This is a genomic window from Thioclava sp. F42-5, assembly GCF_002213195.1.
Taxonomy (GTDB): Bacteria; Pseudomonadota; Alphaproteobacteria; order Rhodobacterales; family Rhodobacteraceae; genus Thioclava; species Thioclava nitratireducens.
Genome location: NZ_NBNZ01000001.1, coordinates 152,873 through 174,944 on the forward strand (window position 1 = coordinate 152,873; position 22,072 = coordinate 174,944).

The following is a 22,072-nucleotide window of genomic DNA, read 5'->3' on the forward strand; positions in this document are numbered from 1 at the left end:
GACCACCGCCGCCCCTGCCTTCAATCCGGCCCAGGCACCGCGGGGGAGGTGCGGTGCCTGGGCTTGGGGGTGCGATCAGTCTTCGATCGCACCCTCGTCATCGCGGCGCTCATGCATCCGCGCTTTCACGAAGCGCCCGAGGAATAGCGGCAGGATGAAGCCGACAATCGCCACCGTCCACAGGCCGATTGCCAGCGGGCTGCCGACCAGCGTTCCGTAATCGCCATTCGAGATCGTGACCGCCCGGCGGAGGTTGTTCTCCATCGTGTTGCCCAGAAGCGTGCCGAGAATGATCGGCACCAGCGGCACGTCGAGCTTGCGCAGTACCCAGCCCATCACGCCGAAGCCGATCATCACCAGCAGATCGAAGCTGGAGCCGGAAATCCCGTAGATCCCCACGAAGGACACCATCGCAACGATCGGCATCAGGATGCGCGGCGGGATCATCAGGACGCGGGTGAAGATGCCCACCATCGGGATGTTCATCGCAAGCAGCATGAAGTTGGCGATGAAGAGCGCCGCGATCAGACCCCAGACCACATCGGGGTTGTTCTGGAACAGCAAGGGGCCGGGCGTGATGTTGAGCGACAGAAGCACCGCCAGCAGCACGGCGGTCGTCCCCGAGCCCGGCACGCCGAGCGCCAGCATCGGCACAAGCGCACCGCCTGCGGCCGCATTGTTGCCCGCCTCGGGGGCCGCGACACCGCGCGGGTCGCCCGTGCCGAAGGTGTTCTTGCGGTCCACCAGCTTCTTCTCCATCGAGTAGGAGATGAAGGAGCCCAGCGACGCCCCTGCCCCCGGCAGCACGCCCGCGACGAAGCCCAAGAGCGACGAGCGCAGCATGGTAGGCGTCGTCTCTTTCACCATCTTCCACGGGGGTGTGATGCGCCCGACCGAGACCTTGTGACCCGCGCCGGTGGCCGAACCGTGGCGGTGCTCGAGGAAGATGAACACTTCCGACAGCGCGAAAAGACCGACGATGGCGACGAGGAAATCGAGCCCGTCATAGAGGTGCACCTCGCCGAAGGTCAGACGCGGCACGCCGGTCTGGGTGTCCACCCCGATCACCGACAGGCCGAGGCCCAGCATCGCGGCGAAGGCCGATTTCGCCTGATTGGTCGAGGAGACGCCGCCCAGCGTGGCAAAGGCCAGCGCGAAGAGCGCGAAATATTCCGCCGGACCGAACAGCAGCGCGAATTTCACCAGCTGCGGTGCCAGCAGGATCAGGCCCCAGGTGGCGATGAAAGCACCCACGAAGCTTGCGATACCCGAGAGCGACAGCGCCTCGCCCGCAAGCCCCTTCTTGGCCATCGGGTAGCCGTCGAGACAGGTCATCATCGCGGGTTCGTCGCCCGGAATATTCAGCAGGATCGAACTGATCCGCCCGCCATACATCGCCCCGTAATAGACGCTCGTGAGCAAGATCAGCGAGGGCGTGGCTCCCAGCCCCAGCGTAAACGCCAGCGGGATCAGGATCGCGACGCCGTTGGACGGGCCGAGGCCGGGCAGCGCGCCCATCATGGTGCCGAGGAACGTGCCCAAAAGCGCGAGCAGCAGGTTTTCGAAGGTCAGAGCGGTGTGAAAACCGTCTGCGAGTGACATTAAGGTGTCCATCATTTCACCTCAGAAACCGAAGGGGCCGCTGGCGAGCGAGAGGCCCAGCACCAGCTTGAAGATTACGTAGATACCGATCGAGGTGGCGACGCCGACGACGACGGATTGCAGCGGCCGCGTGCCCAGCCGCCATGTCAGGTAGGCGCTGGCAAAAGCGGTCGCGATCAGGAAGCCCGCGATGGGCAGGAATTCCGCATAGAGGATCATCACCACGACGGCGGCGAGGATTTCAGCGAGCCGCGAGAGGCTCGGCCAGACCGGGTCGGGATCGGGCTTGAGCAGGATCGCGAGCGAAGCCAGCCCGAGGATCACCGCGATCACCAGCGGAAAGGTTTTCGGCCCCACCGCATCCGACAGGAAACTTTCTTGGATTTGCAGCGTCGCCCAGCCGTAGAACAGCGCGAGGCACAGGCCGACGGCGCCGAAGATGCGATCACTCATGATCCCCTCCCTTGAAATGAAGGCGCGGCGGCGCCCTTGGGCCCGCCGCGCGCATGGGTGTCTCGCTTACTTGATGATGCCGATCTGGCGCGAGATGTCCTGGATCTGCTGGACCGACTTCTCGACGAAGGCCTCGAATTCGGCGCCCTGCAGGTCGAGCGGGGCCAGACCGTTGGCCGCCATCACCTGCTTCCACTCGTCCGAAGCGTAGAGCTTGCCGACCTTGTCGACCCAAGCCTGATAGGCTTCGTCGGACATGCCGCCCGGTGCGTAGAAGCCGCGCCAGTTGGCGCCGATCGCATCGATGCCCTGCTCTTTCGCGGTCGGGAATTTCGAGAATTCACCGTCCAGACGCTCGGGTGCCAGCACCGCGATCACACGGATATCGCCGGAATCGACGAAGCCCTTGGCTTCCGACAGATCGCCGGTAAAGGCTTGGACCGAACCCGCGAGAAGCTGGGTCACCGCTTCGCCGCCGCCGTCGAAGGCGATGTACTTGACCTTGCGCACATCGTCGATGCCGTAAGCGTCAGCCGCGATCAGAACCTTGAGGTGGTCCCAGCCACCCACGGCCGAGCCACCCGCGACGGAGACCGAGTTCGGGTCGGCCTTGATCTTGTCGAGCAGTTCCGGAAGCGTCTGGATGTCGCTGTCGGCAGCCACGGCGATCACGCCGTAATCCGCGCCGATCGATCCGACCCAGCGGACCTGATCCATCGAGTTGCCCGGATAGGCGCCCTGCGCCAGACGGGTCGCGGTGGCCGAGGAGGCCGCGACGATCAGGTTATCGTCGTCGTTGCGCTTGTTCACCACTTCGGCGAAGGCCACGCCACCGCCGCCGCCGGCGAGGTTCACGACCTGCATGGTCGAGTCGATCAGACCCAGATCCTGCATGGTCTTGCCGACCTGACGGCAAGTGAAGTCCCAGCCGCCGCCGGGGTTCGCCGGTGCGATGCATTCCTGTGCCGACGCGCCGGTCGCGACGGTGAGCGCCGCGGCAGCAATCGCCGCGCGCATGAGTTTAAAAGCCATGGTATATCCTCCACTGTCCGCCCGTTGCCTCCCGCAGCGGGCTATGGGTCGGGTTTTACCGCTTGAACCTGTCACGAACCTGTCACAGGTTCGGAGCCGAAACGGGGAGGATGGATGCGGCTTCTGCTAGTGGAGGATGCCGAGGAACTGGCCGAGGCCACGCAGCGTCGGCTTGCGCGGTCCGGCATGGCCTGCGATCTCGCCGCCACCGTAGAGGAGGCGCGCGATTTTCTGGCGGTGCAGGCCTATGACGCGGTGATCCTCGACATCAACCTGCCCGATGGCAGCGGCACCGACCTCTTGCGCGAGATGCGCGCGCAGGCCGCGATGATGCCGGTGCTGATGCTGACCGCGCAATTCTCGGTCGACGACAAGATCTCCGCCTTCCAGCTCGGGGCGGACGACTACCTCGTAAAACCCTTTGATCACCGTGAGTTGGAAGCAAGACTTCATGCGATCGGGCGACGTCAGGCGACCGACCGCTCCGCCGATCTCGAACTCGGACATCTGCGCTACAACGCAACGGCGGGCAGCGCCTCGGTCGGGGATCAGGCGCTGAAACTGACGGGCCGCGAATTCGCGCTGCTGGGAATTCTGATGCGCAATGCGGGGCAAGTGATGTCGAAGGACCGGCTGCACGAGGGGCTTTACGCCTTCGACGACGCCGTGCCGGGCGACAACGCGATCGAGCTTTATATAGCTCGGCTGCGCAAGAAGCTTACCGGCAGCGGGGTCGAGATCGAGACCCTGCGCGGACGGGGCTACCGTCTGGCGGCGCGCGACGGCGATGTCTGACGGCCCCCGCTCCCACGACACCGGCCTCGCCGCCACGCGATCCCTGACCGCGCGGCTGGTGACCGGGCTGTCGGGGCTGATGATCGTCGGCGGGCTGATCCTCGCGCTCGCAGCCTTCGCCTATGGGCGCACGGCGGCCCGCGACGCCTTCGACCGGTTGCTGGTGGGGGCCGCCAATGACATCGCCGCTTCGATCTCGATCCGCGACGGCGCGCCGGTGGTCGATCTTCCGGTCTCTGCCTTCGAACTCTTGGCCCTCGCCCCCGACGACCGCATCGCCTATCAGGTCAGCGGGCCTAAAGGCGCGGTGCTCACAGGCTACAAGGACCTTCCCCGCCCGAACACGACGGCACAGGACTCGGAGCTTTACGATGCGCGCTTCAAGGGAGAGCCCGCGCGCTACATCCGGGTCACGCGCCGTTTCGCGGAACGCCAGTTCTCCGGCACGGTGGAGGTGATCGTGGGGCAAACCCTGCGGGCGCGCACCCAGCTTGCGCTCAGCATCACTCGCAACGCACTTGGCGGGCTGGCGGTCGGCGGCATCGCCATGCTCGCTTTCGCCATCATCATCGTGCATAGCGCGCTGCGCCCGCTGGAGCGGCTGGCTCATGGCATCTCGGAACGCGATCCGCAGGACCTGACCCCGATCCGCGCCGCCGTCCCGCGCGAGGTCGATGTGCTGGTGCAGGCCACGAACGGGTTCATGGGGCGGCTCGACCGGCAGTTCGCCACGATGAAAAGCCTGATCTCGGACACCGCGCATCAGTTGCGGACACCCGTCGCCGCCCTGCGCGCGCAATCCGACCTCGCCGCCGAGGAAGACGACCCGGCGCGGCGCGACCAGATCGTCGCGAAGATGCATTCCGGAACGGTGCGGCTGAGCCGCCTGCTCGATCAGATGCTGTCGCGCGCGCTTGTGATCCACCGCGCCGACAGTGCGCGGCGCGAGCGGGTCGATCTGCGCAACATCGCCTTGGATATCTTCGAGGAAGGCGATCATGCGGCTCTCGCGCCGGGCAGCGACATCCGGCTGGAGATCGCCGAGGCGGAGGTGCCCGTGCTGGCCGATGAGCTGTCACTCTCGGAGGCGGCGAAGAACCTGCTGGGTAACGCGCTGGCGCATGGCGAGGCCCCGGTCACCATCGGCGCGGAGCTGCGCGACGGGCGCGCCCGGCTCTGGGTGCGCGATGCGGGGCCCGGCCCCTCTCCCGAACTGCGCGCGCGCCTGGGCGAGCGTTTCGCGCCTGGGCGCACGGACACGCGGCGGCGCGGCGCGAGCAGCGGGCTGGGTCTCGCCATTGCGCAATCGGTGGCCGAGACCTATGGCGGCACGCTGGAGATGGAAATCGATGCGGCAGGCTTCACCATCGCGATCACCCTGCCCCGAGCCGAGGAGCCAACATGATTCGCACGCTCCTGTCCCTGTCGCTCTGGCTGTGCCTGAGCGTCCCCCTTTTGGCCGCAGAGCCCGAGGCCGTCCGCACCTTCGGCCCAGATCAGCCCGCCCGCAAGATCACCCTGCGCACCACGACCGACGTCAATATCCTCGCCCCCGCGATCAAGGCGTTTCTCGACACCCAGCCCGGCCTCGCGATCCGGTTCGAGCAATGGGGCTCGAACGACCTCTACGATATCTCCGAGGCCGATTGCGCGAAGGGCAAGCCCGGCGCCGAACTGGTGATCAGCTCGGGCGTGCAACATGTGGTCAAGCTGGTGAACGACAATTGCGCCGCCACATGGATCTCGCCCGAGACGACGGCACTGCCGAAGGATCTGCGCTGGCGCGATCAGGTCTGGGGCATCTCGCGCGAACCCGCGGTGATGATCTACAACCGCGCGCTGGTTCCGCCCGAGGACGTGCCGCGCACGCGTTTCGATCTGGTCGACCTGCTGCGGCCCGCGCAATCGCCCTATACCGGCAAGATCGCGACCTATGACATAGCGGATTCCGGGCTGGGGTTCCTCTTCGCTTTTCTCGACAGCCAAGAGGCCAGCACCTTCGGCGGCTTGATGGAAGCCTTTGCGCGCTCCGGCGCGGTCGCGACCTGCTGCTCGGCCGAGATCATCGACGGTGTCGCGGGCGGCCGCTACCTGATCGCCTACAACATCCTCGGCTCCTACGCGGCGCAGGCGGCGCGCGACAATCCCGATCTGGGTATCATCGCGCCCGCCGATTACACGCTGGTGCTCTCGCGCGCGGCCTACCTTCCGGGGCCCGAGCCAGATCCGACCGCCGCCAAGCTGCTGGATTTTCTGCTCTCACCCGCGGGCCAACGGGCGCTGGCGCAGACCAAGCTGATCGACCCGATCGCGAATGACGGGGGCGGCAGCGACAGCGACGAGACGCTGACCTTGCAACGCCTCATCGCACTGGGCCCGCCGCTGCTGGTTGCGACCGACACGATGAAAGCCGCGCGGTTTCTGGAGCGCTGGCGCGATACCTTTGCGCAATGAGTGGCGGAGGGGCGGCTCAAGCGGAGACGCGCTCCATCTGAAAGGGTGTGCGCCGGTCCGTGGGATGGCGCACGCGACCCTCGGGCTGGGCGGTCAATCCCCGCCCCGCCCCTCCATTCGCCGAGCGGCGCGCGAATGGCAGATGCGCCAGCCCGCCGGGACGGACTGGCGCACGCCCTGCGCCTTCGGCACGTAGCGGGCGCAGTCTCGGTTACACCGCCTCCAGCGCCACGGCGATGCCTTGGCCCACGCCGATGCACATCGTGGCCAGCGCCCGTTGGCCCTTGCGGCGCACCAGTTCCAGCGCCGCCGTGCCGGTGATCCGCGCGCCCGACATGCCCAGAGGATGCCCCAGAGCGATCGCGCCGCCATTGGGGTTCACGCGCGCATCATCATCCGCGATACCGAGATCGCGCAGCGTGGCCAGACCTTGGCTGGCAAAGGCCTCGTTCAGCTCGATAACATCGAAGGCGTCCTGAGTGAGCCCCAGCCGCGCCATCAGCTTCTTGCTGGCAGGCGCAGGCCCGAAGCCCATGATCCGGGGCGGCACGCCAGCCGCGGCCCCGCCCGAGATCTTCACCAGCGGCGTCAGCCCATGTTTGCGCACGGCCTCCTCGGAGGCGATGATCAGCGCCGCCGCGCCATCGTTCACGCCGGACGCATTGCCCGCCGTGACCGTGCCGTCGGGGCGCACGATGGGCCGCAGCTTGGCCAGCGCCTCAAGCGTCGTGCCGGGGCGCGGGTGCTCGTCAGTGTCGACCACCACCGGATCGCCCTTGCGCTGCGGGATCGTGACCGGGGTGATCTCCTCGGCCAGACGGCCCGCCTCCATCGCCTTGGCCGCAGCCTCCTGCGAGCGGACCGCGAAGGCGTCCTGATCTTCGCGGCTCACGCCGAAATCATCGGCCACGTTCTCCGCCGTCTCGGGCATCGAGTCGACGCCATGGGCTTCTTTCATCAGCTTGTTCACGAAGCGCCAGCCGATGGTCGTGTCATAGACCGCATTGGCGCGGCTAAAGGCGGCCTCGGCTTTCGGCATCACGAAGGGCGCGCGCGACATGCTCTCGACACCGCCCGCGATCATCAGATCGGCCTCGCCCGCCTTGATCGCACGGGCTGCGGTAATGATCGCATCCATCCCCGAGCCGCAAAGCCGGTTGATCGTGGTCCCCGGCACGTTCACCGGAAGACCCGCGAGGAGCGCCGACATCCGCGCCACGTTGCGGTTGTCCTCGCCCGCCTGATTGGCGCAACCGAAGATCACGTCTTCGACCGCTTCCCAATCGACGCCCGTGTTGCGCGCCATCAGAGCTTTCAGCGGGATCGCCCCCAGATCGTCGGCGCGGACAGGTGCCAGAGCGCCGCCGAAACGGCCGATCGGGGTTCGGATATAGTCGCAGATATAAGCGTCACGCATCGGCCAACTCCTCGGGACAGATCAGGTCACCCACCTCGCCCTCGACATGGAGGGTCGCGCCGGTGACGGATTGCAGCTCCTCCATCGAGATCGCGGGGAGCTTTTCACGCAGGACGAAGCGGCTATCGACCACGTCCACGACGGCGAGCGACGTATAGACGCGGGTCACGCAGCCCACGCCGGTCAGCGGGAAGGTGCAGCTTTCCACCAGCTTCGGCTGGCCCTTCTTGGTGACGTGATCGGTGATGACAGCCACGCGTTTCGCGCCATGCACGAGGTCCATTGCCCCGCCCACGGCCGGCACGCCTTTCGGCCCGGTCGACCAGTTCGCCAGATCGCCCGTTTCGGCCACCTGGTAAGCGCCGAGGATCGCCACGTCGAGATGCCCGCCGCGCACCATCGCGAAGCTGTCGGCATGGTGGAAAAACGCGGTGCCGGGCTTCAGCGTGATCGCCTTTTTCCCGGCATTGATGAGGTCCCAGTCTTCCTGACCGGGCTCGGGCGCACGACCGAAGCCGAGCACGCCGTTTTCCGTGTGAAAGATCGCCTCGCGGCCTTCAGGCTGGAAGCGCGCGACCATCTCGGGAAAGCCGATCCCGAGGTTCACATAGGCGCCGTCCTCGATGTCCTGGGCGGCGCGCCAGGCGATTTGTGCATTGCTCAGTTTCTGGGTCATGGGTGATGGGCTCCGGCGCGGTTCAACTCTTCTTCCTGGGCGGGATTGGCGACCTCGACGATCGCATCCACGAAGATGCCCGGGGTGACGATGACTTCCGGGTCGATCTCGCCCGGCTCGACCGCCTTGCTCACCTGCACGATGACCTTTGCCGCCGCCGTCGCCATCAGCGGCGAAAAGTTCCGCGCGGCCATCCGGTAGGTCAGGTTGCCAAGCGCGTCGCCCTGCTCGGCCTTGATCAGCGCGTGATCGGCCTTGAGCCAGCGCTCCATCACGTAGTCGCGGCCGTCGAATTGCTGCACCGGCTTGCCCTCGGCCAGATCGGTGCCCACGGAGGTCGGCGTGAAGAAGGCCGGAATGCCCGCGCCACCCGCGCGGATTCGTTCGGCGAGCGTGCCCTGGGGCACCAGTTCCAGCTCGATCTCGCCCGCCAGATAGCGTTCGGTAAACACCGTCGGATCGGCCGAGCGCGGGAAAGAGCAGATCATCTTCTTGACCATACCCTGCTCGATCATCGCGGCGATGCCGACATGGCCGTTGCCTGCGTTGTTGTTAATCACGGTCAGCCCCTTGGGCGATCCGGTCTCCAGATAGCGGTCGATCAGGGCGTGGATCAGTTCGATCGGCGCGCCCGAGCCGCCGAAACCGCCGACCATCACCGTGGCGCCGTCTTGAATATCGGCCACGGCCTCGGTCAGCGAGGAAAGTCTCTTGTCCATTTGCGGTCCTCCTGAGGCCTCGGATTTAGACCTGCGTCGCACAGCTTTCCACGGATTTCGTGCGCATCTTGACATTTGTTCGCATCGCGCGAAAACCTGTTCGCATGTTGAACAAACCGACCGATTTCATCGCCTCTTTCGCCAAGGGGCTACGCGTCATCGAATGTTTCGGGGCCGAGACGCCGCGGCTCTCGATTGCCGCGGTGGCGCAGGCGACGGGCTTCGACCGGGCCACGGCGCGGCGCTGTCTGCTGACGCTGAATGCGGAAGGCTACGCGGAATACGACGGCAAGTTCTTCACGCTGACGCCGAAGGTTCTGCGGCTCGGGATGGGGGCGCTGGCCTCGCTACCGCTGCCGCAGATCGTGCAGCCGTGGCTCGATCAGCTGACCGATCGGATCGGGCAGAGCTGCTCGGTCTCGATCCTCGACGGGACGGAGATCGTCTATCTCGCGCGGGCGGCGCAGAGGCGGGTGATGTCGATCGGCTTGATGCCGGGCTCGCGCCTTCCGGCGCATTGCACCTCGATGGGGCGCGTGTTGCTGGCCGCCCTGCCCCCGGAGGACGCCCGCGCAGCCGTGGAGGCCTCGGACCTGACGCCGCGCACGGCCTATAGCCTCACAGATCCGGGCGAAATCCTCGCGCGCATCGATCAGGTGCGCCGCGACGGCTATGCGGTGATCGATCAGGAGGTGGAGATTGGGCTGCGCTCCATCGCGGTGCCGCTTTACGACATCCATGGGCGGGTCGTGGCCGCGCTCAATACCGGGATGGCGGCGAGCGCCGATCCGGCGGAGACGCTGATCGAGACCTATCTGCCGGAACTCACGCGGGTGCAGACGGGGCTGCGGCGCGTGCTGCGCTGAGCCTCACCCCGCCACGGTAATCTCGGTGTCCCATTGCGCGCAAAGCGCCGTGAGCGCATCCGGCAAGGGCTTGTCGATGAAAACCCGGTCGATGTCGGAGAGCGAGGCGAGCCGCACCGGCGCGGAGCGTTCCAGCTTCGACGCGTCGGTCACCAGAAAGCTCTGCCGCGCCTGCCGCAAGATCCGGCGGCTGACGCGCACTTCGGCGAGATCGTAATCGAGCATGTCACCGTCGGAATCGAGCGCGGAGGTCCCGATCACCGCGAAATCGGCTTTGAATTCGCCCATGAAATCCGCCGTCAGGTCACCCACCAGCCCGCCATCCGAGCGGCGCAGATTGCCGCCCGCGACGAGGATATCGCAGCTCTCATTGGCCAGCAGGATATTGGCGACATTGATGTTATTCGTGACCACGGTGATGTTGCGGTGATGCAGAAGCTCTCGCGCCACCGCCTCGGTCGTGGTGCCCAGCGTCAGCACGATGGAGCTGTTGTCGGGGATCGCCTGCGCACAGGCCCGCCCGATCGCCGCCTTCGCCGCCTCGTTCATCCGGCGGCGCTCTTCATAGGCGAAATTCACAACGCCAGTGCGGATAACCGCCCCGCCATGCACGCGTTCCAGATGCCCCGCTTCGGAGAGCTCCGTCAGGTCGCGCCGGATCGTCTGGACCGAGACATTGAAGCGTTCGGCCAAGGCTTCGACCACCACACGGCCCTCGTCGCGCGCGATCTCGAGAATTTCGGACTGTCGGAAATTGAGCGCCATCCTGCCCCCCTTTTGGGTCTTGCTGCCACAGGTTACCGACAAAGTCATGTCTTGGCAGTGTTTTTGTGTGAAATCACCGGAAGCCGTGTGGCGCGGTCAGTTCAGCTTCAGCCCCGAGATCCGGGCACGGATCGCGCTGTCGGTGTCGTCGCTGTCTCCTGACAGCGCCAGCCCCACGAGCTGCGTCGGCTGGCCCCCGAAGGCGCGCTGGTAGTCGCGAGCCAGATCGACGCTCTCGGAATGCGATCCGGTGCCCGCCGGGCGCAGCACCACCGTTTTGCCGCGCGCACCCAGATAGGGCGACGGCAAGAGCTCCCCGCGCCCATGCGCGCCACCCCAGACATACATCAGCACCCGCGCTTCCTTCACCGCCAGAAGCTTGCGGATGCCCGCCCCCTGATTGGCCCGGGCGACCGCCTCTGGCATGAAGACGAAATAGAGCGAGAGGTCGCGATCGTCGCCGCCCTTTCGGTCGAGCTTCGTCGGCGGGACGCTTTGGCTGACCGACCATTGCCACGCGGCCTTGCGCGCGCCCCAATCTGCCTGAGGCAGCGCACGCCAGATCAACGACACCGCCCCGTCCGAGCGCATCTCCACGCCGTTTGGCGATTGTTCCCAGTCATTCGAGGAAAACAGCGAGAACCGCTGCTCGGTCCAGCCACCGAAGATCGAGGCCGGGGCTAGGCCCGGCATCAGCCCCACGCAGAAGCTTGATGCGAGAAAGGCGATCGACAGGCGGCGCATGACACTCTCCTCTTGCTTGGCTGACAGGGCTACGCAGGCAATCGGCGCGCCGGATCACTTGGCCCGGATGATGCCCGCAGGTCGCAGACCGTCAAGACAGGGCGCGCGCGATGCGCTGCAGTTTCGCGACCTGTTCGGCTTGGAGAAAAACTCACCCAACTCGCGAAATGAAAAACCCGGCCACCGGGGCCGGGTTCTTTCAAATCGCTTCTGGCGCGCTCAGCTCAGGCCGAGCTTCTTCAGCCGGTTCTCGCGCAGCCGCGCAAAGTCGTCGCCCGCGTGATAGCTCGAGCGGGTCAGCGGCGTCGCGGAGACCATCAGGAAGCCCTTGCCGTAGGCCGCTTTCTCATAGTCGCGGAACTCTTCCGGCGTGACAAAACGCATCACCGCGTGGTGCTTCGGCGTCGGCTGCAGATATTGCCCGATGGTCAGGAAATCGACATCGGCCGAGCGCATGTCATCCATCACCTGACGGACCTGCGGCGCCTCTTCCCCCAGACCCACCATGATGCCCGATTTGGTGAACATCGACGGGTCCAGCTCTTTCACGCGCTGCAACAGGCGCAGCGAGTGGAAGTAGCGCGCACCGGGGCGCACGCCGGGATAGAGGCCCGGCACGGTTTCGAGATTGTGGTTGAACACGTCGGGGCGCGCCTCGACAACCTTCTCCAGCGCGGCGGGCTCGCATTTGAGGAAGTCCGGCGTCAGGATCTCGATCGTGGTGTCGGGCGAGCGGTGACGGATCGCGCGGATCGTCTGGGCGAAATGCTCCGCCCCGCCATCGTCCAGATCGTCGCGGTCGACCGAGGTGATCACGACGTGGTTCAGGCCCAGCGTCTCGACCGCATGGGCGACGCGGCCCGGCTCGAACACGTCGAGCGCGTCGGGGCGACCGGTGGCCACGTTGCAGAAGGAACAGCCACGGGTACAGATTTCGCCCATGATCATCATGGTGGCGTGGCCCTGGCTCCAGCATTCGCCGACATTCGGGCAGCCCGCCTCTTCGCAGACGGTGACCAGCTTGTTGGTCTTCAGAATGTCGCGCGTCTTCTTGTAGCCTTCCGAGACCGGCGCTTTCACGCGGATCCAGTCGGGTTTCTTGGGCTGAGCATTGTCGGCGCGATGCGCCTTTTCGGGGTGGCGTTCACCGGGCATCTTGAGATCGCGCATGATCCATCCTTTCGGAGTGCGGTTGATCGTCACATAAGCCGATTGCGTGCAGGATGCAAATGCGCAGGCCCAAAGGCAGTATTGCACACCGCGCGAGGCTGCGCGATCTGCCCGAGGCCGTGGCAAGCGGACAGAGCGGGGACGAACATTCGCAACGCCGACATCCGCCAACGGCCCTTGTGAAGGTCGCGCGGCGAATGCTGCATCTGCAAAGTCAGCGATTGCGACCGAAAGCGACATCCGTTAGTCAGGCCTCTCTCCAAAACGCAACCTTCCCAACCGATCAAGGAGACCTCCCTATGCTTCCCGGTTCGAAACTGCCCGACGTCACCTTCCACACCCGCGTGCGCGACGAAAGCATCGAGGGGCCGAACCCGTTCCGCTGGCAGGACAGGACCACCGCGGATTTCTTCGCGGGCAAGCGCGTGGTGCTGTTTGCGCTGCCCGGCGCCTTCACGCCGACCTGCTCGACCTACCAGCTGCCCGGTTTCGAGAAGGGCTTCGACGATTTCGCCGAACAGGGCATCGACGCGATCTATTGCCTGTCGGTCAATGACAGCTTCGTCATGAACCAGTGGGCCAAGGCGCAGGGCCTCGAGAACGTGCAGGTGATCCCCGATGGTTCGGGCGAGTTCACCCGCCGCGTCGGCATGCTTGTGCGCAAGGACAATCTCGGCTTCGGTCTGCGGTCGTGGCGCTATGCGGCCGTCGTCAATGACGGCGTGATCGAAGCCTGGTTCGAGGAGCCCGGCCTCGAAGACAACCACGGCGAAGATCCCTATGGCGTGTCCTCGCCCGAGACCGTCTTGAACTGGCTGGTCGACGCCAACGCCGAAGCGGCGGCGTGACCAACTGCCGGCCCGGTTTCGGGCCGGCGCTCTAAGCCACGGGGCGCGTGGCGGCGGTCAGAACCGTCTGCGCGCCTGCGCGACCAGCCCCTCGCCCGCCTTTCGCAGGACGCGTACCAGCGGATCGAACCATGCCTCGGCATCGGAGACCTCGCGGGCCCGGACCAGCCGGACCATCCGCGCGGGCTCCTCGTCGAAACGGCTGAGCGCGAGCGTCGGGACGGCGCGCGTTTCCTGCAGGCTCGCGATCTCGGGCACCAGCGTCAGCCCCATCGCCTGCCCCGCCAGCGCACAGAGCGTGCTCAGCGACGACGCACCAAGGTCGATGCGTTGCGCCGCCCGCGTCAGCCCGCACAGCGCGAGCGCCTGATCGGCAAGGCAATGCCCCTCATCCAGAAGCAGCAACTGATCCGGGTCGATCGCCTGCGGGCTGAGGCCGCGCACCATCGTCAGCTGGTCCGGCGTGCCCGCCAGCAGGAAGCGATCCTCGAACAGCGAGGCCTCGAACAGTTCCGGTGCCGGGGTGGCGATGATCGCGGCATCGAGGCGGCCCTCGGCTATCTCGGTCAGCAGCGTCTCGGTCGTGGCCTCGCGCAGCCGCAGCGCCCCTTGCGCGCGCAGCCCGGGCAAGGCGGCGGGCAGCAGATAGGGCGCGATGGTCGGGATCACGCCGAGATTGATCTGCCCGAGCCCGCGCCGCGCCTCGGACTGCAGATCGCGCAACTCGCCCGCGACCCGCTCGGCGGTCTCCAGCACCCGCCGACCCGCCCGCGTCAACCGCACGTCGCGCGGGCGGCGCTCGACCAGCGGCTGACCGACCTGCTCCTCCAGCTCGCGGATTTGGACCGAGAGCGCGGGTTGGCTGACATGGACCAGTTCGGCGGCGCGCGAGAACGAGCGCGCCTGGGCGAGCGCACGCAGATAGGTGAGTTGGCGAAGCGTTATATTCATAGCCTTCAATTATCGAGACTTGGATATTTTTACAATTTCTCTTTATGCGAATATTGATGGAGGACGCATGCGAAGAGGCCACTCTCCAATTAAAATTCTCGCAGCGAGGAAGACGTTGGCCCGCGAACAGGGAAAACGGCGCAAAGGTTTTTCGCGCCTTTTCTTATATCTTCTAGGTACCTACGGGTCTCAATTGAAGTGATACCTTAACTTTAGCGACCCGTTAGGTTTAAGCATTGGGTGGCGCATTGCGCGTTCACGGCCTCACCGCTCATCCAATCATCGGACTTGCCCCGCCATAGGTCTCGTCGTAATGCCGCTTGAGGCGTTGCAGGGCGATCCGCAGGACGATCTTGCCCGACCGCGCCGACCAGCCCAGCCGCTTCTCCGCCGTCTCCAGCCCTTCGAGGAAACAGCAGCAGCGCAGCGCCATGTCGCCCAGGCCCGGCCCCAGATCGCGCAGCGCCAGCGCCACCCGCTCCCGCGCGGTGTCGGAGCCGCTGCCCATCGCCAGTTCGGGGCGATACTGCCCGCGCCCGCCACCGCCGGTCAGAAAGCGTTCCCAGTTCTGCCCGACCCGCGGACCCATCTGCGCCAATTCGAAATCCTCGCGGAGCCGCTCGCCTGCGGCGACCAGATCGGCGCTCAGGAACGGCCGTCCCTGCTTGTCGCGCCGCCGCGCCAGCACTGCGAGCGGGCTCTCGGCGAGATTGGCGCGCACACGGCGCTGGTGCCCGTCGGCGTCGGCGCGCGTCTCCTGGACGAACTCGCCATGTTGCGCAGCGAAGGGATTGGCGGCGGTTTCCCCGCGCGCGGCGGCCTCTTCTTCGAGCACACGCTTCAGCGCTGCGCGCCCCGCATGCGTGATCTTGTAGCTGGTGACGCGCCCCTCATGGGCCACCTCGATCCAGTCCTTCAGTGCGAAGGCCTGCGCCACCGCCCGCTCCAGCACCGCCGTGCGCACCGTGCCACGCAGCACCACGGCCTTGTCCATCTCGCGCCCCACGATCAACAGCGCGCCCGGCTCGGACAGGCGGCGCAGGATGCGGCGCGTCTCGCGGCGCAGTTGCTCTTCGTTGGCGGGAGTTTCACTAGGGCGGAAAGCTGCAGTCATGGGCGTGTCCTTCTGGAGCACGGTCGGACCCGGAGCGATGGAGGGATTGGCAGCGCCCGATCCGGCCGCACGGCCGAGACGTTCCAGCGCCTCATCGACCAGCGGATCATCCCGCCGCGCCTCGATCCGGCGCACGCGGCGCAGGATTGTCGAGGCCGCACAGCCTTCGGCCCGTGCCAACTCCCTGATCGGAATGCCGTCTTCGACATGGCGCAGATAGAGTTGGGCATGTTTGGGCAGTCAGGCGGGAAGTTCCGCCGGGGCCGGTGCGATCGAATTCATACTGTCCCCCAGATTACGCCGGGCAAAGCTCGGCGAGTCCGTCCGGTAACAACCGTGAGTTGCTTTGGTTACCCGTTCGTTAACAAACGGGACGCCAGCAAGAATTCCTTAAACTTCCTAAACAAAGCTTTGCCGGGCGCGCGCTGACGCCGAAATTTGCGCAACACCGTGCGAAGCTGCGTCACGCTCGGGATCTCACCTCAAGGGAGTTTCCGATGACCGCCGCATTTCGCCAGAAAAACACGCCCGCTCTCCGCCCTTCCGCTCAACTGTATCTCGTCGAAACCACGGCACCCGCTAGCGTCGCGTCCGAACCCGTCGCCGGGGTCGCGAGAATGCGTCGCCCGCGCCTGCTGATCCGCGCCGCGCGCTTCGGACTGAGCGATTACAGCCGCAAACGCGACCTCAAGCGTGTGATGCGGATGAGCGAGCTGCCGCGCCCCGGCGCGGCGCTGCGCGCATTGATGGCGGAGGAAATGGCGCTCGATCAGGCGCGGCGCGCGGGCGAGGCCACCTACTCGGTCGCCCGCCATCTTGAACTGCTGATCGCCCTGCTCGCCGAAGCCCGGCTGGCCCGAAAATCGATGTCAGCCTCAGCGTGACTTGAAGAGCGAGCCGAGAACCCCGCGCACGATCGTCTGGCCCGTCTTGGTGCCCAGCTGACGCGCGAGGCTCTTGCCAAAGGTCTCGAGTATCGTATCGGATCGGCTCGAGGATCTGCGCGTCGGCTTCGACTTCGCCGTCGGATCGTAGCGCCGCGCGTTGTTGAAATTCTCGAACCCCGCATCGAGCTCGGAGCGGCCCGCGGCGGTCTTGGCGGCCTTCTCGCGCGCTTCCGCCTCCGCCGCCTCGCGCGCGGCCAGTTCGGCGCGCTTGGCAAGGATTTCCTGCGCCGACTCGCGATCCACCGGCGTGTCATACTTGTCGCCCAAACCGCTTTCCGCGATTACCGCGGCGCGCTCGGTATCGCTAAGCGGGCCGAGGCGCGATTGCGGCGGCCGGATCAGCGTGCGCTCGACCATCCCCGGCACGCCCTTCTTTTCGAGGAAAGAGGTGACAGCCTCGCCGGTGCCGACCTCCTTTATCGCAATCTCGGTGTCGAAGCTCGGATTGGCGCGGTAGTTCTCGGCCGCGCGGTGCAGGTCGCGCTGATCCTTCGCGGTGAAGGCCCGCAGCGCATGCTGCACCCGGTTGCCGAGTTGGCTGAGAATGCCGTCGGGCACGTCACCGGGGTTCTGGGTGATGAAGAACACGCCCACCCCCTTCGAGCGGATCAGCCGCGCCACTTGCTCTACCTTGTCGACCAGCGCCTTGGGCGCGTCGTCGAACAGCAGGTGCGCCTCGTCGAAGAAGAACACGAGCTTAGGCTTGTCCGGGTTGCCGACCTCGGGCAGTTCCTCGAACAGTTCCGAAAGCAGCCACAGAAGGAAGGTGGCGTAGAGCTGCGGATTTCCCATCAGCTTGTCGGCAGCAAGGATGTTGATCTGGCCCATCCCGTTCTCATCGGTCCGGATCAGGTCGGTCAGGTCAAGCGCCGGCTCGCCGAAGAATTGCCCGCCGCCCTGGTTCTCCAGCACCAGCAGGTCGCGCTGGATCGCCCCGATCGTCGCGGTGCCGACATTGCCGTATTCCAGCGCGATCTCGTCCGCGCGCTCGCCGATATGGCGTAGCATTGCGCGCAGATCATCGAGATCGAGCAGCGCCAGCCCCTCCTTGTCGGCGATGTGGAAGGCGATGTTAAGCGCGCCTTCCTGCGCCTCGGACAACCCCAGCAGCCGGCTCAGCAGCAGCGGCCCCATCTCGGAGACGGTCGTGCGCACCGGGTGGCCCTTCTCGCCGAACATGTCCCAGAAGACCGTCGGATAGGCGCGGTAGTCCAGATCGAAGCCGATCGTCTGCGCGCGCTCCATGAAGGCGTCATGCAGCTTGGCCTCGGTCGAGCCGGAGGCCGCGATACCCGAAAGATCGCCCTTCACATCGGCCATGAAGACCGGCACGCCCGCCTGCGAAAATCCCTCGGCGAGGATCTGCAGCGTCACCGTCTTTCCGGTGCCCGTCGCGCCCGCCACGAGCCCGTGACGGTTGCCGTATTGGAGCTTCAATTCCTGCGGGGTCGCGTAGCCTTCGCCGCCGCCACCAACGAACACGCCCTCTTCGGTCAGAACACCTGTCATTTCGCCCTCGCCAAACAAATCCCGGCTCAGACAATACTATCTTAACCCCTTTGCGCCAGTGTGATCCTGCCCTCGGGTTACGCTTTTGCGCAGACGGGGGCACTTCCTCCCTGTCAGACTGGCCGCGCCCTCCTCGGCGCGGTCTTTTTCTTGCATGCCAAGGGATTGCGCCGCGTGCCTCATCCCCTCACCGCGCGTAACACTTCCTCAACTTTGCCTGTTGACCTGTGAAAAATTACAGCCTAGCGTGGCGTCAATGACGAAGTCGGCCAGTCCGACAGGGGGAAAAGGAAGGGGTCCTGAACGGGCCCCTTTCGCTTGGAAAGCCCCGCTATCGTAGCCCCGAAACGCCCCGTCACACCCGCGCCCGTCGCGGATGAATCGCCCCTCTGAGCCTCTCGGCATTTCCCGCTCACAGCCAGCCCGACGCGCGCGTCCCGGCACCTCACGAAACTGTGGCAGCATGCCGCCTATCCGTGAGCGCGGCTGCCGAATTCATCACTGACAGCGCCGCGGACCCGTGTTAAGCCTTCGCCCAATACGTTTCAGGAGAAGAGTAATATGTCTCAACTGACGAAACCGCTCGCCCTCGCTCTGGCCCTCGGCCTTGCAAGCGGGGCTTGGGCACAAGACACCACGTCGAGCGACACCTCCACGACCCCGTCGGCGGATGCGACCGCAGGCGCAAGCGCCGATGGCACGACGGCCGCGGATGCGGATGCGACCAATACCGATCAGGCGACCGACGGCCAGACCGCGCCCGATGCGGCTGCGGACGCCCCGACCATGCCCGGCGCCGACCAGCAGGCCCAGAAGCCGCAGGAGCCGCAGACCTACGTCAAGGCGACCTACGAAGACTGGGAGCTGCAATGCGCCAAGTCGCCCGACGGCAAGGATCCCTGCCAGATGTACCAGGTGATCAAGGACCAGAATGGCGGCAACGTGGCCGACATCTCGGTGATCGGCCTGCCCGATGGCAGCCAGGCCGCAGCCGGCCTCACCATCATGGTGCCGATCCAGACGCTCCTGTCGCAGAACCTCGTGATGCAGGTCGATGGCGGCAAGCCGATGGTCTACCCCTATTCCTTCTGCGACCCGCGGATGATGGGCTGCTTCGCCCGTTTCGGTGTCAGCAAAGCCGAACTGGACTCGCTCAAGAAAGGCAGCAAGGCGACGATCACGATCACGCCGCTGGCCAACCCGCAGCAGAAGGTGAAAGCGGATATCTCGCTCAAGGGCTTCACCAAGGCCTTCGAGGAAACCGTGAAAACCAACAAGGAAAATGGCGTTCAGCAGTAAGCTGGATGGATGAGCTTCGACTCATAACCATTTGAGATCAAAGACGCCGCGCCCGATCCGGGCGCGGCGTTTTCACATCGCACGCAGCGCGAGAACCGCGTTGAGCCCACCGAAGGCGAAAGCATTGGACAGCGCCGCGCCGACCTGTGCCTTGCGGGCGGTATTGGGCACGTAATCGAGATCGCAGTCGGGATCGGGTGTGGTGTAATTCGCCGTGGGCGCGATCACCCCGTCGCCAAGCGCCATCAGGCAGGCGATCAGCTCCACCGCCCCCGTGCCGCCGATGCAGTGGCCGTGCAGCGCCTTGGTCGAGGAAACCGCGACCTGATCGGCCGTCGGGCCTAGCGCCGCGCGGATCGCGGCTGTCTCGATCCGGTCATTGGCCGCCGTGCCGGTACCGTGGGCGTTGATATAGCCGACCTCTTCAGGCGCCATAGCCGCATCGCGCAGCGCGCCGGAGATCGCCGCGCGCGCCCCCTCGCGCGAGGGCATTACGACGTCACGCGCATCGGAATTCATCGCGAAGCCCGCAATCTCGGCCAAGGGCCGCGCGCCGCGCGCCTCGGCGCTTTCCAGCGTCTCGATCACGAAAACGCCCGCGCCCTCGCCCTGCACCATGCCGTTGCGATCCGCAGAAAACGGGCGGCAGCCATCGGGCGACATCACCCGCAGCCCTTCCCACGCTTTCAGCCCACCGAAATTGAGCATCGCTTCCGAGCCGCCCGCGAGCATCCCCTCGGCCATGCCGGAACGCACCATCTGGAAGGCTAGGCCGATCGCGTGGTTCGAACTGGCGCAGGCGGTGGCGACGGCGAAGCTCGGCCCCTGCAGCCCGTAGCGGATCGAGAGATGCGAAGGCGCGGAATTGCCCATCAGCTTGGGCACCGTCAGCGGGTGAACGCGGTTCTTTTGGTCGGCAAAAACAGCGCGATAGGCGTTGTTCGCGGTGGTGTGTCCCCCGCCCGCCGTGCCGATGATGCAGCCCCAGGCCGCGGGATCGGGGGCGCGCTCAAGCCCGGCTTGAGCCATCGCCTCCGCCCCCGCGACCAGCGCGTATTGGGTGAAAGGATCGTATTGCGCGAGCTGCGCCGAGGTGAAGCGGCTGGTGGCATCGAAGCCGTGTATCTGGCCGCCGATGCGAATGCTCAACCGCTCCACATCAGCGAAGGAGAGCGGCCCGATACCGCTGCGCCCCTCCGCCATGGCCGTCTTGGTTGCCGCAACGCCCTCTCCAAGCGCGTTGATCGTGCCCGCGCCCGTGATGACGACGCGCCGCATCAGGCGACGGCGGTCGAGGGTTTGCCACCCGAGACGAGACGCTCCACCGCGCCGACGATCGCCCCGATCGAGGACATGTCGAATTGCGAGGCGGCGGGCTCGTTGGCGTTGAAAGGCACCGAAACGTCAAACGTCTCTTCGATGGCGAAGATCACCTCCACCAGACCGAGACTGTCGAGCCCCAATTCGTCGAGGGTCATTTCGGGCGAAAGCTCGGAGGGCTCACGAAGGGCTTCGCGGGCGATGATCGAGAAAACCTGGTCTTGCACGTCTGGCCTCATATCTGGCGTTACTCCGTGCCGCCTTTTTGCGTGAGTTTCGTAACAGTTTCTCGAAGCTCGGCCATTTGCGCAAACAATCTCGGCAGTCTGCGCAGAGATTTGTTGATCTCGAGCTGCGTTTCCATCTTCACCGCCGGGCTGCCCCAGATCGTGCGGCCCTTCGGCACGTTGGTGTAGATATTGGTCCCGCCCGCCGCGATCACGTCGTCGCCCACGGTAATATTGTCCGACACGCCGCATTGGCCTGCGAGCACCACGCGGTGCCCGATCCGGGTGGAGCCCGCGACACCGACCTGCCCGCAGAGCAGACAATCTTCGCCGACCTGCACGTTGTGACCGATATGGACGAGGTTATCGAGCTTGCTGCCCGAGCCGATGGCCGTCGCGCGCACGGTGCCACGGTCGATGCAGGTATTGGCGCCGATCTCGACATCGTCGCCGATCTCGACCGTTCCCAGAGAATGGATGCGGGTCCATTTCTGCTCGGTGATCTCTTCGCGCTGCTCGAGCGTTTGGCGGATTTCCTCGACGCCGGAGGGATCGGGCGTGACGAAGGAAAACCCGTCCGAGCCGATCACCGCGCCGGGCTGGCAGACGAACCGGTCGCCGATCACCACCTGCGCGCCGATGCGCACTCCGGCATGGATCAGCGCCTCGGCCCCGATCCGGGCGCCTTCACCGATCGTGACCTGCCCGACGATGCGCGCGCCCGGGCCGATCCGCACGTCCGGCCCGACGATGGTGAACGGACCGATGGCCGCGTCCGCGCCGATCACGGCGGTCGGGTCGATCACGCAGGAGGGGTGAACGCCGGAGGCGATCGAGGGGCCCGGGTCGAAGGCTTTCGACAGCCCCGCCATCGCGAGCCGAGGCCGGGTCACGAAAACCGCGGCCTCGAGCCCGTAGCCGCGCCAATCCGCGCCTTCCCATACCAGCGCGGCGCGGGCCTTCCCGGCTTGCAGACCTTCGGCGTATTTCTCGCTCATCGCCAGCGCGATCTGGTCGGGCCCCGCAGCGGCGGGCTCGGAAGCTCCCGTCACCTCGATCGTCAGGTCGCCTTCGGCGCGGGCCTCCAGCGCCTTCGCGATTTGCTCGATTGTCTGGGACATTGCCGATCCTCTCATGGTCGCTTGGGGGCGGGAGTACCGCCCC

Annotated in this window: 22 protein-coding genes; 7 read left to right on the top strand and 15 right to left on the bottom strand. The window is 65.9% G+C overall.

Features of this window, described 5'->3' with window-relative positions:
* Nucleotides 1–75: 75 nt before the first annotated feature.
* The 3 genes from B6V74_RS00695 to B6V74_RS00705 all read right to left on the bottom strand — a co-directional run bounded on the left by B6V74_RS00695 (nt 76) and on the right by B6V74_RS00705 (nt 3,087).
* Nucleotides 76–1,614, bottom strand: coding sequence for a tripartite tricarboxylate transporter permease (locus B6V74_RS00695; RefSeq protein ID WP_075774750.1), 1,539 nt, complete (start codon nt 1,612–1,614; stop codon nt 76–78).
* Nucleotides 1,615–1,623: 9 nt separating this feature from the next.
* A complete protein-coding gene (locus tag B6V74_RS00700) occupies nt 1,624–2,055 on the bottom strand; it encodes a tripartite tricarboxylate transporter TctB family protein (protein ID WP_075774638.1) in 432 nt (143 codons plus the stop codon).
* A gap of 66 nt (nt 2,056–2,121) precedes the next feature.
* A complete protein-coding gene (locus B6V74_RS00705; protein WP_199224664.1) occupies nt 2,122–3,087 on the bottom strand; it encodes a tripartite tricarboxylate transporter substrate-binding protein in 966 nt (321 codons plus the stop codon).
* Between the two features lie 114 nt (nt 3,088–3,201).
* Here B6V74_RS00705 and B6V74_RS00710 point away from each other — a divergent pair, with 114 nt between their 5' ends.
* From B6V74_RS00710 to B6V74_RS00720, 3 genes are read left to right on the top strand one after another with little or no spacing between them, the layout of a single operon-like run.
* Complete coding sequence (locus tag B6V74_RS00710) at nt 3,202–3,882, top strand: response regulator transcription factor (protein ID WP_075774637.1); 681 nt, start codon at nt 3,202–3,204, stop codon at nt 3,880–3,882.
* Nucleotides 3,875–5,287, top strand: a complete 1,413-nt coding sequence (locus tag B6V74_RS00715) for a sensor histidine kinase (RefSeq protein WP_088721704.1) — start codon at nt 3,875–3,877, stop codon at nt 5,285–5,287. Before B6V74_RS00710 ends, B6V74_RS00715 begins: the two co-directional genes overlap by 8 nt.
* Nucleotides 5,284–6,336, top strand: a complete 1,053-nt coding sequence (locus B6V74_RS00720) for an ABC transporter substrate-binding protein (RefSeq protein WP_075774635.1) — start codon at nt 5,284–5,286, stop codon at nt 6,334–6,336. The genes B6V74_RS00715 and B6V74_RS00720 overlap by 4 nt, the downstream gene beginning before the upstream one ends.
* 211 nt (nt 6,337–6,547) lie before the next feature.
* Here the strand turns inward: B6V74_RS00720 and pcaF are convergent, their stop codons facing one another.
* Genes pcaF through B6V74_RS00735 form a run of 3 tightly spaced genes read right to left on the bottom strand, consistent with a single transcriptional unit; the run spans nt 6,548 to nt 9,148 of the window.
* Nucleotides 6,548–7,753, bottom strand: coding sequence for a 3-oxoadipyl-CoA thiolase (pcaF, locus tag B6V74_RS00725; RefSeq protein WP_088721705.1), 1,206 nt, complete (start codon nt 7,751–7,753; stop codon nt 6,548–6,550).
* Nucleotides 7,746–8,429, bottom strand: coding sequence for a CoA transferase subunit B (locus tag B6V74_RS00730; RefSeq protein ID WP_088718810.1), 684 nt, complete (start codon nt 8,427–8,429; stop codon nt 7,746–7,748). Before B6V74_RS00730 ends, pcaF begins: the two co-directional genes overlap by 8 nt.
* A complete protein-coding gene (locus B6V74_RS00735; RefSeq protein ID WP_088718811.1) occupies nt 8,426–9,148 on the bottom strand; it encodes a 3-oxoacid CoA-transferase subunit A in 723 nt (240 codons plus the stop codon). Before B6V74_RS00735 ends, B6V74_RS00730 begins: the two co-directional genes overlap by 4 nt.
* A gap of 104 nt (nt 9,149–9,252) precedes the next feature.
* Here B6V74_RS00735 and B6V74_RS00740 point away from each other — a divergent pair, with 104 nt between their 5' ends.
* A complete protein-coding gene (locus B6V74_RS00740) occupies nt 9,253–10,014 on the top strand; it encodes an IclR family transcriptional regulator C-terminal domain-containing protein (RefSeq protein ID WP_088721706.1) in 762 nt (253 codons plus the stop codon).
* Nucleotides 10,015–10,017: 3 nt separating this feature from the next.
* Here B6V74_RS00740 and B6V74_RS00745 read toward each other — a convergent pair whose 3' ends face one another.
* The 3 genes from B6V74_RS00745 to lipA all read right to left on the bottom strand — a co-directional run bounded on the left by B6V74_RS00745 (nt 10,018) and on the right by lipA (nt 12,693).
* A complete protein-coding gene (locus tag B6V74_RS00745) occupies nt 10,018–10,779 on the bottom strand; it encodes a DeoR/GlpR family DNA-binding transcription regulator (RefSeq protein WP_088718813.1) in 762 nt (253 codons plus the stop codon).
* A gap of 96 nt (nt 10,780–10,875) precedes the next feature.
* On the bottom strand, nt 10,876–11,523 hold the full coding sequence (locus tag B6V74_RS00750) for a DUF3047 domain-containing protein (protein WP_088721707.1): 648 nt from the start codon (nt 11,521–11,523) through the stop codon (nt 10,876–10,878).
* Between the two features lie 219 nt (nt 11,524–11,742).
* The gene (gene lipA, locus B6V74_RS00755; RefSeq protein ID WP_075774628.1) at nt 11,743–12,693 is read right to left on the bottom strand and encodes a lipoyl synthase; all 951 of its coding nucleotides are present in this window, start codon (nt 12,691–12,693) and stop codon (nt 11,743–11,745) included.
* A gap of 299 nt (nt 12,694–12,992) precedes the next feature.
* Between lipA and B6V74_RS00760 the strand changes: the two genes are divergently transcribed.
* Entirely contained in the window at nt 12,993–13,541 is a 549-nt protein-coding gene (locus B6V74_RS00760; RefSeq protein ID WP_088721708.1) for a peroxiredoxin, read from the top strand.
* A gap of 57 nt (nt 13,542–13,598) precedes the next feature.
* On the opposite strand, the gene B6V74_RS00765 is transcribed toward B6V74_RS00760, so the two are convergent.
* Nucleotides 13,599–14,492 (bottom strand): LysR family transcriptional regulator, encoded by an 894-nt coding sequence (locus B6V74_RS00765; RefSeq protein ID WP_088721709.1) that lies wholly within the window; start codon nt 14,490–14,492, stop codon nt 13,599–13,601.
* Between the two features lie 271 nt (nt 14,493–14,763).
* Complete coding sequence (locus B6V74_RS00770) at nt 14,764–15,846, bottom strand: DUF6456 domain-containing protein (protein WP_240497057.1); 1,083 nt, start codon at nt 15,844–15,846, stop codon at nt 14,764–14,766.
* Between the two features lie 377 nt (nt 15,847–16,223).
* Between B6V74_RS00770 and B6V74_RS00775 the strand changes: the two genes are divergently transcribed.
* Nucleotides 16,224–16,490: a DUF6477 family protein gene (locus tag B6V74_RS00775; RefSeq protein ID WP_075774747.1), complete on the top strand. Its 267-nt coding sequence runs from the start codon at nt 16,224–16,226 to the stop codon at nt 16,488–16,490.
* Here B6V74_RS00775 and B6V74_RS00780 read toward each other — a convergent pair.
* Nucleotides 16,482–18,062, bottom strand: a complete 1,581-nt coding sequence (locus B6V74_RS00780) for a helicase HerA-like domain-containing protein (protein ID WP_199224665.1) — start codon at nt 18,060–18,062, stop codon at nt 16,482–16,484. The genes B6V74_RS00775 and B6V74_RS00780 overlap by 9 nt on opposite strands.
* Before the next feature lie 561 nt (nt 18,063–18,623).
* On the opposite strand from B6V74_RS00780, the gene B6V74_RS00785 reads away from it, so the two are divergent.
* Complete coding sequence (locus B6V74_RS00785) at nt 18,624–19,361, top strand: invasion associated locus B family protein (protein ID WP_088721710.1); 738 nt, start codon at nt 18,624–18,626, stop codon at nt 19,359–19,361.
* A 72-nt stretch (nt 19,362–19,433) separates the two neighbouring features.
* On the opposite strand, the gene B6V74_RS00790 is transcribed toward B6V74_RS00785, so the two are convergent.
* Genes B6V74_RS00790 through B6V74_RS00800 form a run of 3 tightly spaced genes read right to left on the bottom strand, consistent with a single transcriptional unit; the run spans nt 19,434 to nt 22,029 of the window.
* On the bottom strand, nt 19,434–20,639 hold the full coding sequence (locus tag B6V74_RS00790) for a beta-ketoacyl-[acyl-carrier-protein] synthase family protein (RefSeq protein WP_088721711.1): 1,206 nt from the start codon (nt 20,637–20,639) through the stop codon (nt 19,434–19,436).
* Nucleotides 20,639–20,920 carry an acyl carrier protein gene (locus B6V74_RS00795; RefSeq protein WP_075774623.1) on the bottom strand — a complete coding sequence of 94 codons (282 nt, stop codon included), beginning with the start codon at nt 20,918–20,920 and terminating at the stop codon, nt 20,639–20,641. The genes B6V74_RS00790 and B6V74_RS00795 overlap by 1 nt, the downstream gene beginning before the upstream one ends.
* A gap of 8 nt (nt 20,921–20,928) precedes the next feature.
* Nucleotides 20,929–22,029 (bottom strand): UDP-3-O-(3-hydroxymyristoyl)glucosamine N-acyltransferase, encoded by a 1,101-nt coding sequence (locus B6V74_RS00800; RefSeq protein ID WP_088718818.1) that lies wholly within the window; start codon nt 22,027–22,029, stop codon nt 20,929–20,931.
* Between the last annotated feature and the right edge of the window lie 43 nt (nt 22,030–22,072).

What these genes read in the sequence shown, in the direction of transcription:
- B6V74_RS00790 (WP_088721711.1), bottom strand. Translation starts at nt 20,639, where the DNA reads ATGCGGCGCGTCGTCATCACGGGCGCGGGCACGATCAACGCGCTTGGA.
- B6V74_RS00705 (WP_199224664.1), bottom strand. Translation starts at nt 3,087, where the DNA reads ATGGCTTTTAAACTCATGCGCGCGGCGATTGCTGCCGCGGCGCTCACC.
- B6V74_RS00720 (WP_075774635.1), top strand. Translation starts at nt 5,284, where the DNA reads ATGATTCGCACGCTCCTGTCCCTGTCGCTCTGGCTGTGCCTGAGCGTC.
- B6V74_RS00740 (WP_088721706.1), top strand. Translation starts at nt 9,253, where the DNA reads ATGTTGAACAAACCGACCGATTTCATCGCCTCTTTCGCCAAGGGGCTA.
- B6V74_RS00775 (WP_075774747.1), top strand. Translation starts at nt 16,224, where the DNA reads ATGCGTCGCCCGCGCCTGCTGATCCGCGCCGCGCGCTTCGGACTGAGC.
- B6V74_RS00730 (WP_088718810.1), bottom strand. Translation starts at nt 8,429, where the DNA reads ATGACCCAGAAACTGAGCAATGCACAAATCGCCTGGCGCGCCGCCCAG.
- B6V74_RS00735 (WP_088718811.1), bottom strand. Translation starts at nt 9,148, where the DNA reads ATGGACAAGAGACTTTCCTCGCTGACCGAGGCCGTGGCCGATATTCAA.
- B6V74_RS00780 (WP_199224665.1), bottom strand. Translation starts at nt 18,062, where the DNA reads ATGACAGGTGTTCTGACCGAAGAGGGCGTGTTCGTTGGTGGCGGCGGC.
- pcaF (WP_088721705.1), bottom strand. Translation starts at nt 7,753, where the DNA reads ATGCGTGACGCTTATATCTGCGACTATATCCGAACCCCGATCGGCCGT.
- B6V74_RS00710 (WP_075774637.1), top strand. Translation starts at nt 3,202, where the DNA reads ATGCGGCTTCTGCTAGTGGAGGATGCCGAGGAACTGGCCGAGGCCACG.
- B6V74_RS00700 (WP_075774638.1), bottom strand. Translation starts at nt 2,055, where the DNA reads ATGAGTGATCGCATCTTCGGCGCCGTCGGCCTGTGCCTCGCGCTGTTC.
- B6V74_RS00795 (WP_075774623.1), bottom strand. Translation starts at nt 20,920, where the DNA reads ATGAGGCCAGACGTGCAAGACCAGGTTTTCTCGATCATCGCCCGCGAA.
- B6V74_RS00750 (WP_088721707.1), bottom strand. Translation starts at nt 11,523, where the DNA reads ATGCGCCGCCTGTCGATCGCCTTTCTCGCATCAAGCTTCTGCGTGGGG.
- B6V74_RS00800 (WP_088718818.1), bottom strand. Translation starts at nt 22,029, where the DNA reads ATGTCCCAGACAATCGAGCAAATCGCGAAGGCGCTGGAGGCCCGCGCC.
- B6V74_RS00715 (WP_088721704.1), top strand. Translation starts at nt 3,875, where the DNA reads ATGTCTGACGGCCCCCGCTCCCACGACACCGGCCTCGCCGCCACGCGA.
- B6V74_RS00745 (WP_088718813.1), bottom strand. Translation starts at nt 10,779, where the DNA reads ATGGCGCTCAATTTCCGACAGTCCGAAATTCTCGAGATCGCGCGCGAC.
- B6V74_RS00695 (WP_075774750.1), bottom strand. Translation starts at nt 1,614, where the DNA reads ATGGACACCTTAATGTCACTCGCAGACGGTTTTCACACCGCTCTGACC.
- B6V74_RS00765 (WP_088721709.1), bottom strand. Translation starts at nt 14,492, where the DNA reads ATGAATATAACGCTTCGCCAACTCACCTATCTGCGTGCGCTCGCCCAG.
- lipA (WP_075774628.1), bottom strand. Translation starts at nt 12,693, where the DNA reads ATGCGCGATCTCAAGATGCCCGGTGAACGCCACCCCGAAAAGGCGCAT.
- B6V74_RS00785 (WP_088721710.1), top strand. Translation starts at nt 18,624, where the DNA reads ATGTCTCAACTGACGAAACCGCTCGCCCTCGCTCTGGCCCTCGGCCTT.
- B6V74_RS00760 (WP_088721708.1), top strand. Translation starts at nt 12,993, where the DNA reads ATGCTTCCCGGTTCGAAACTGCCCGACGTCACCTTCCACACCCGCGTG.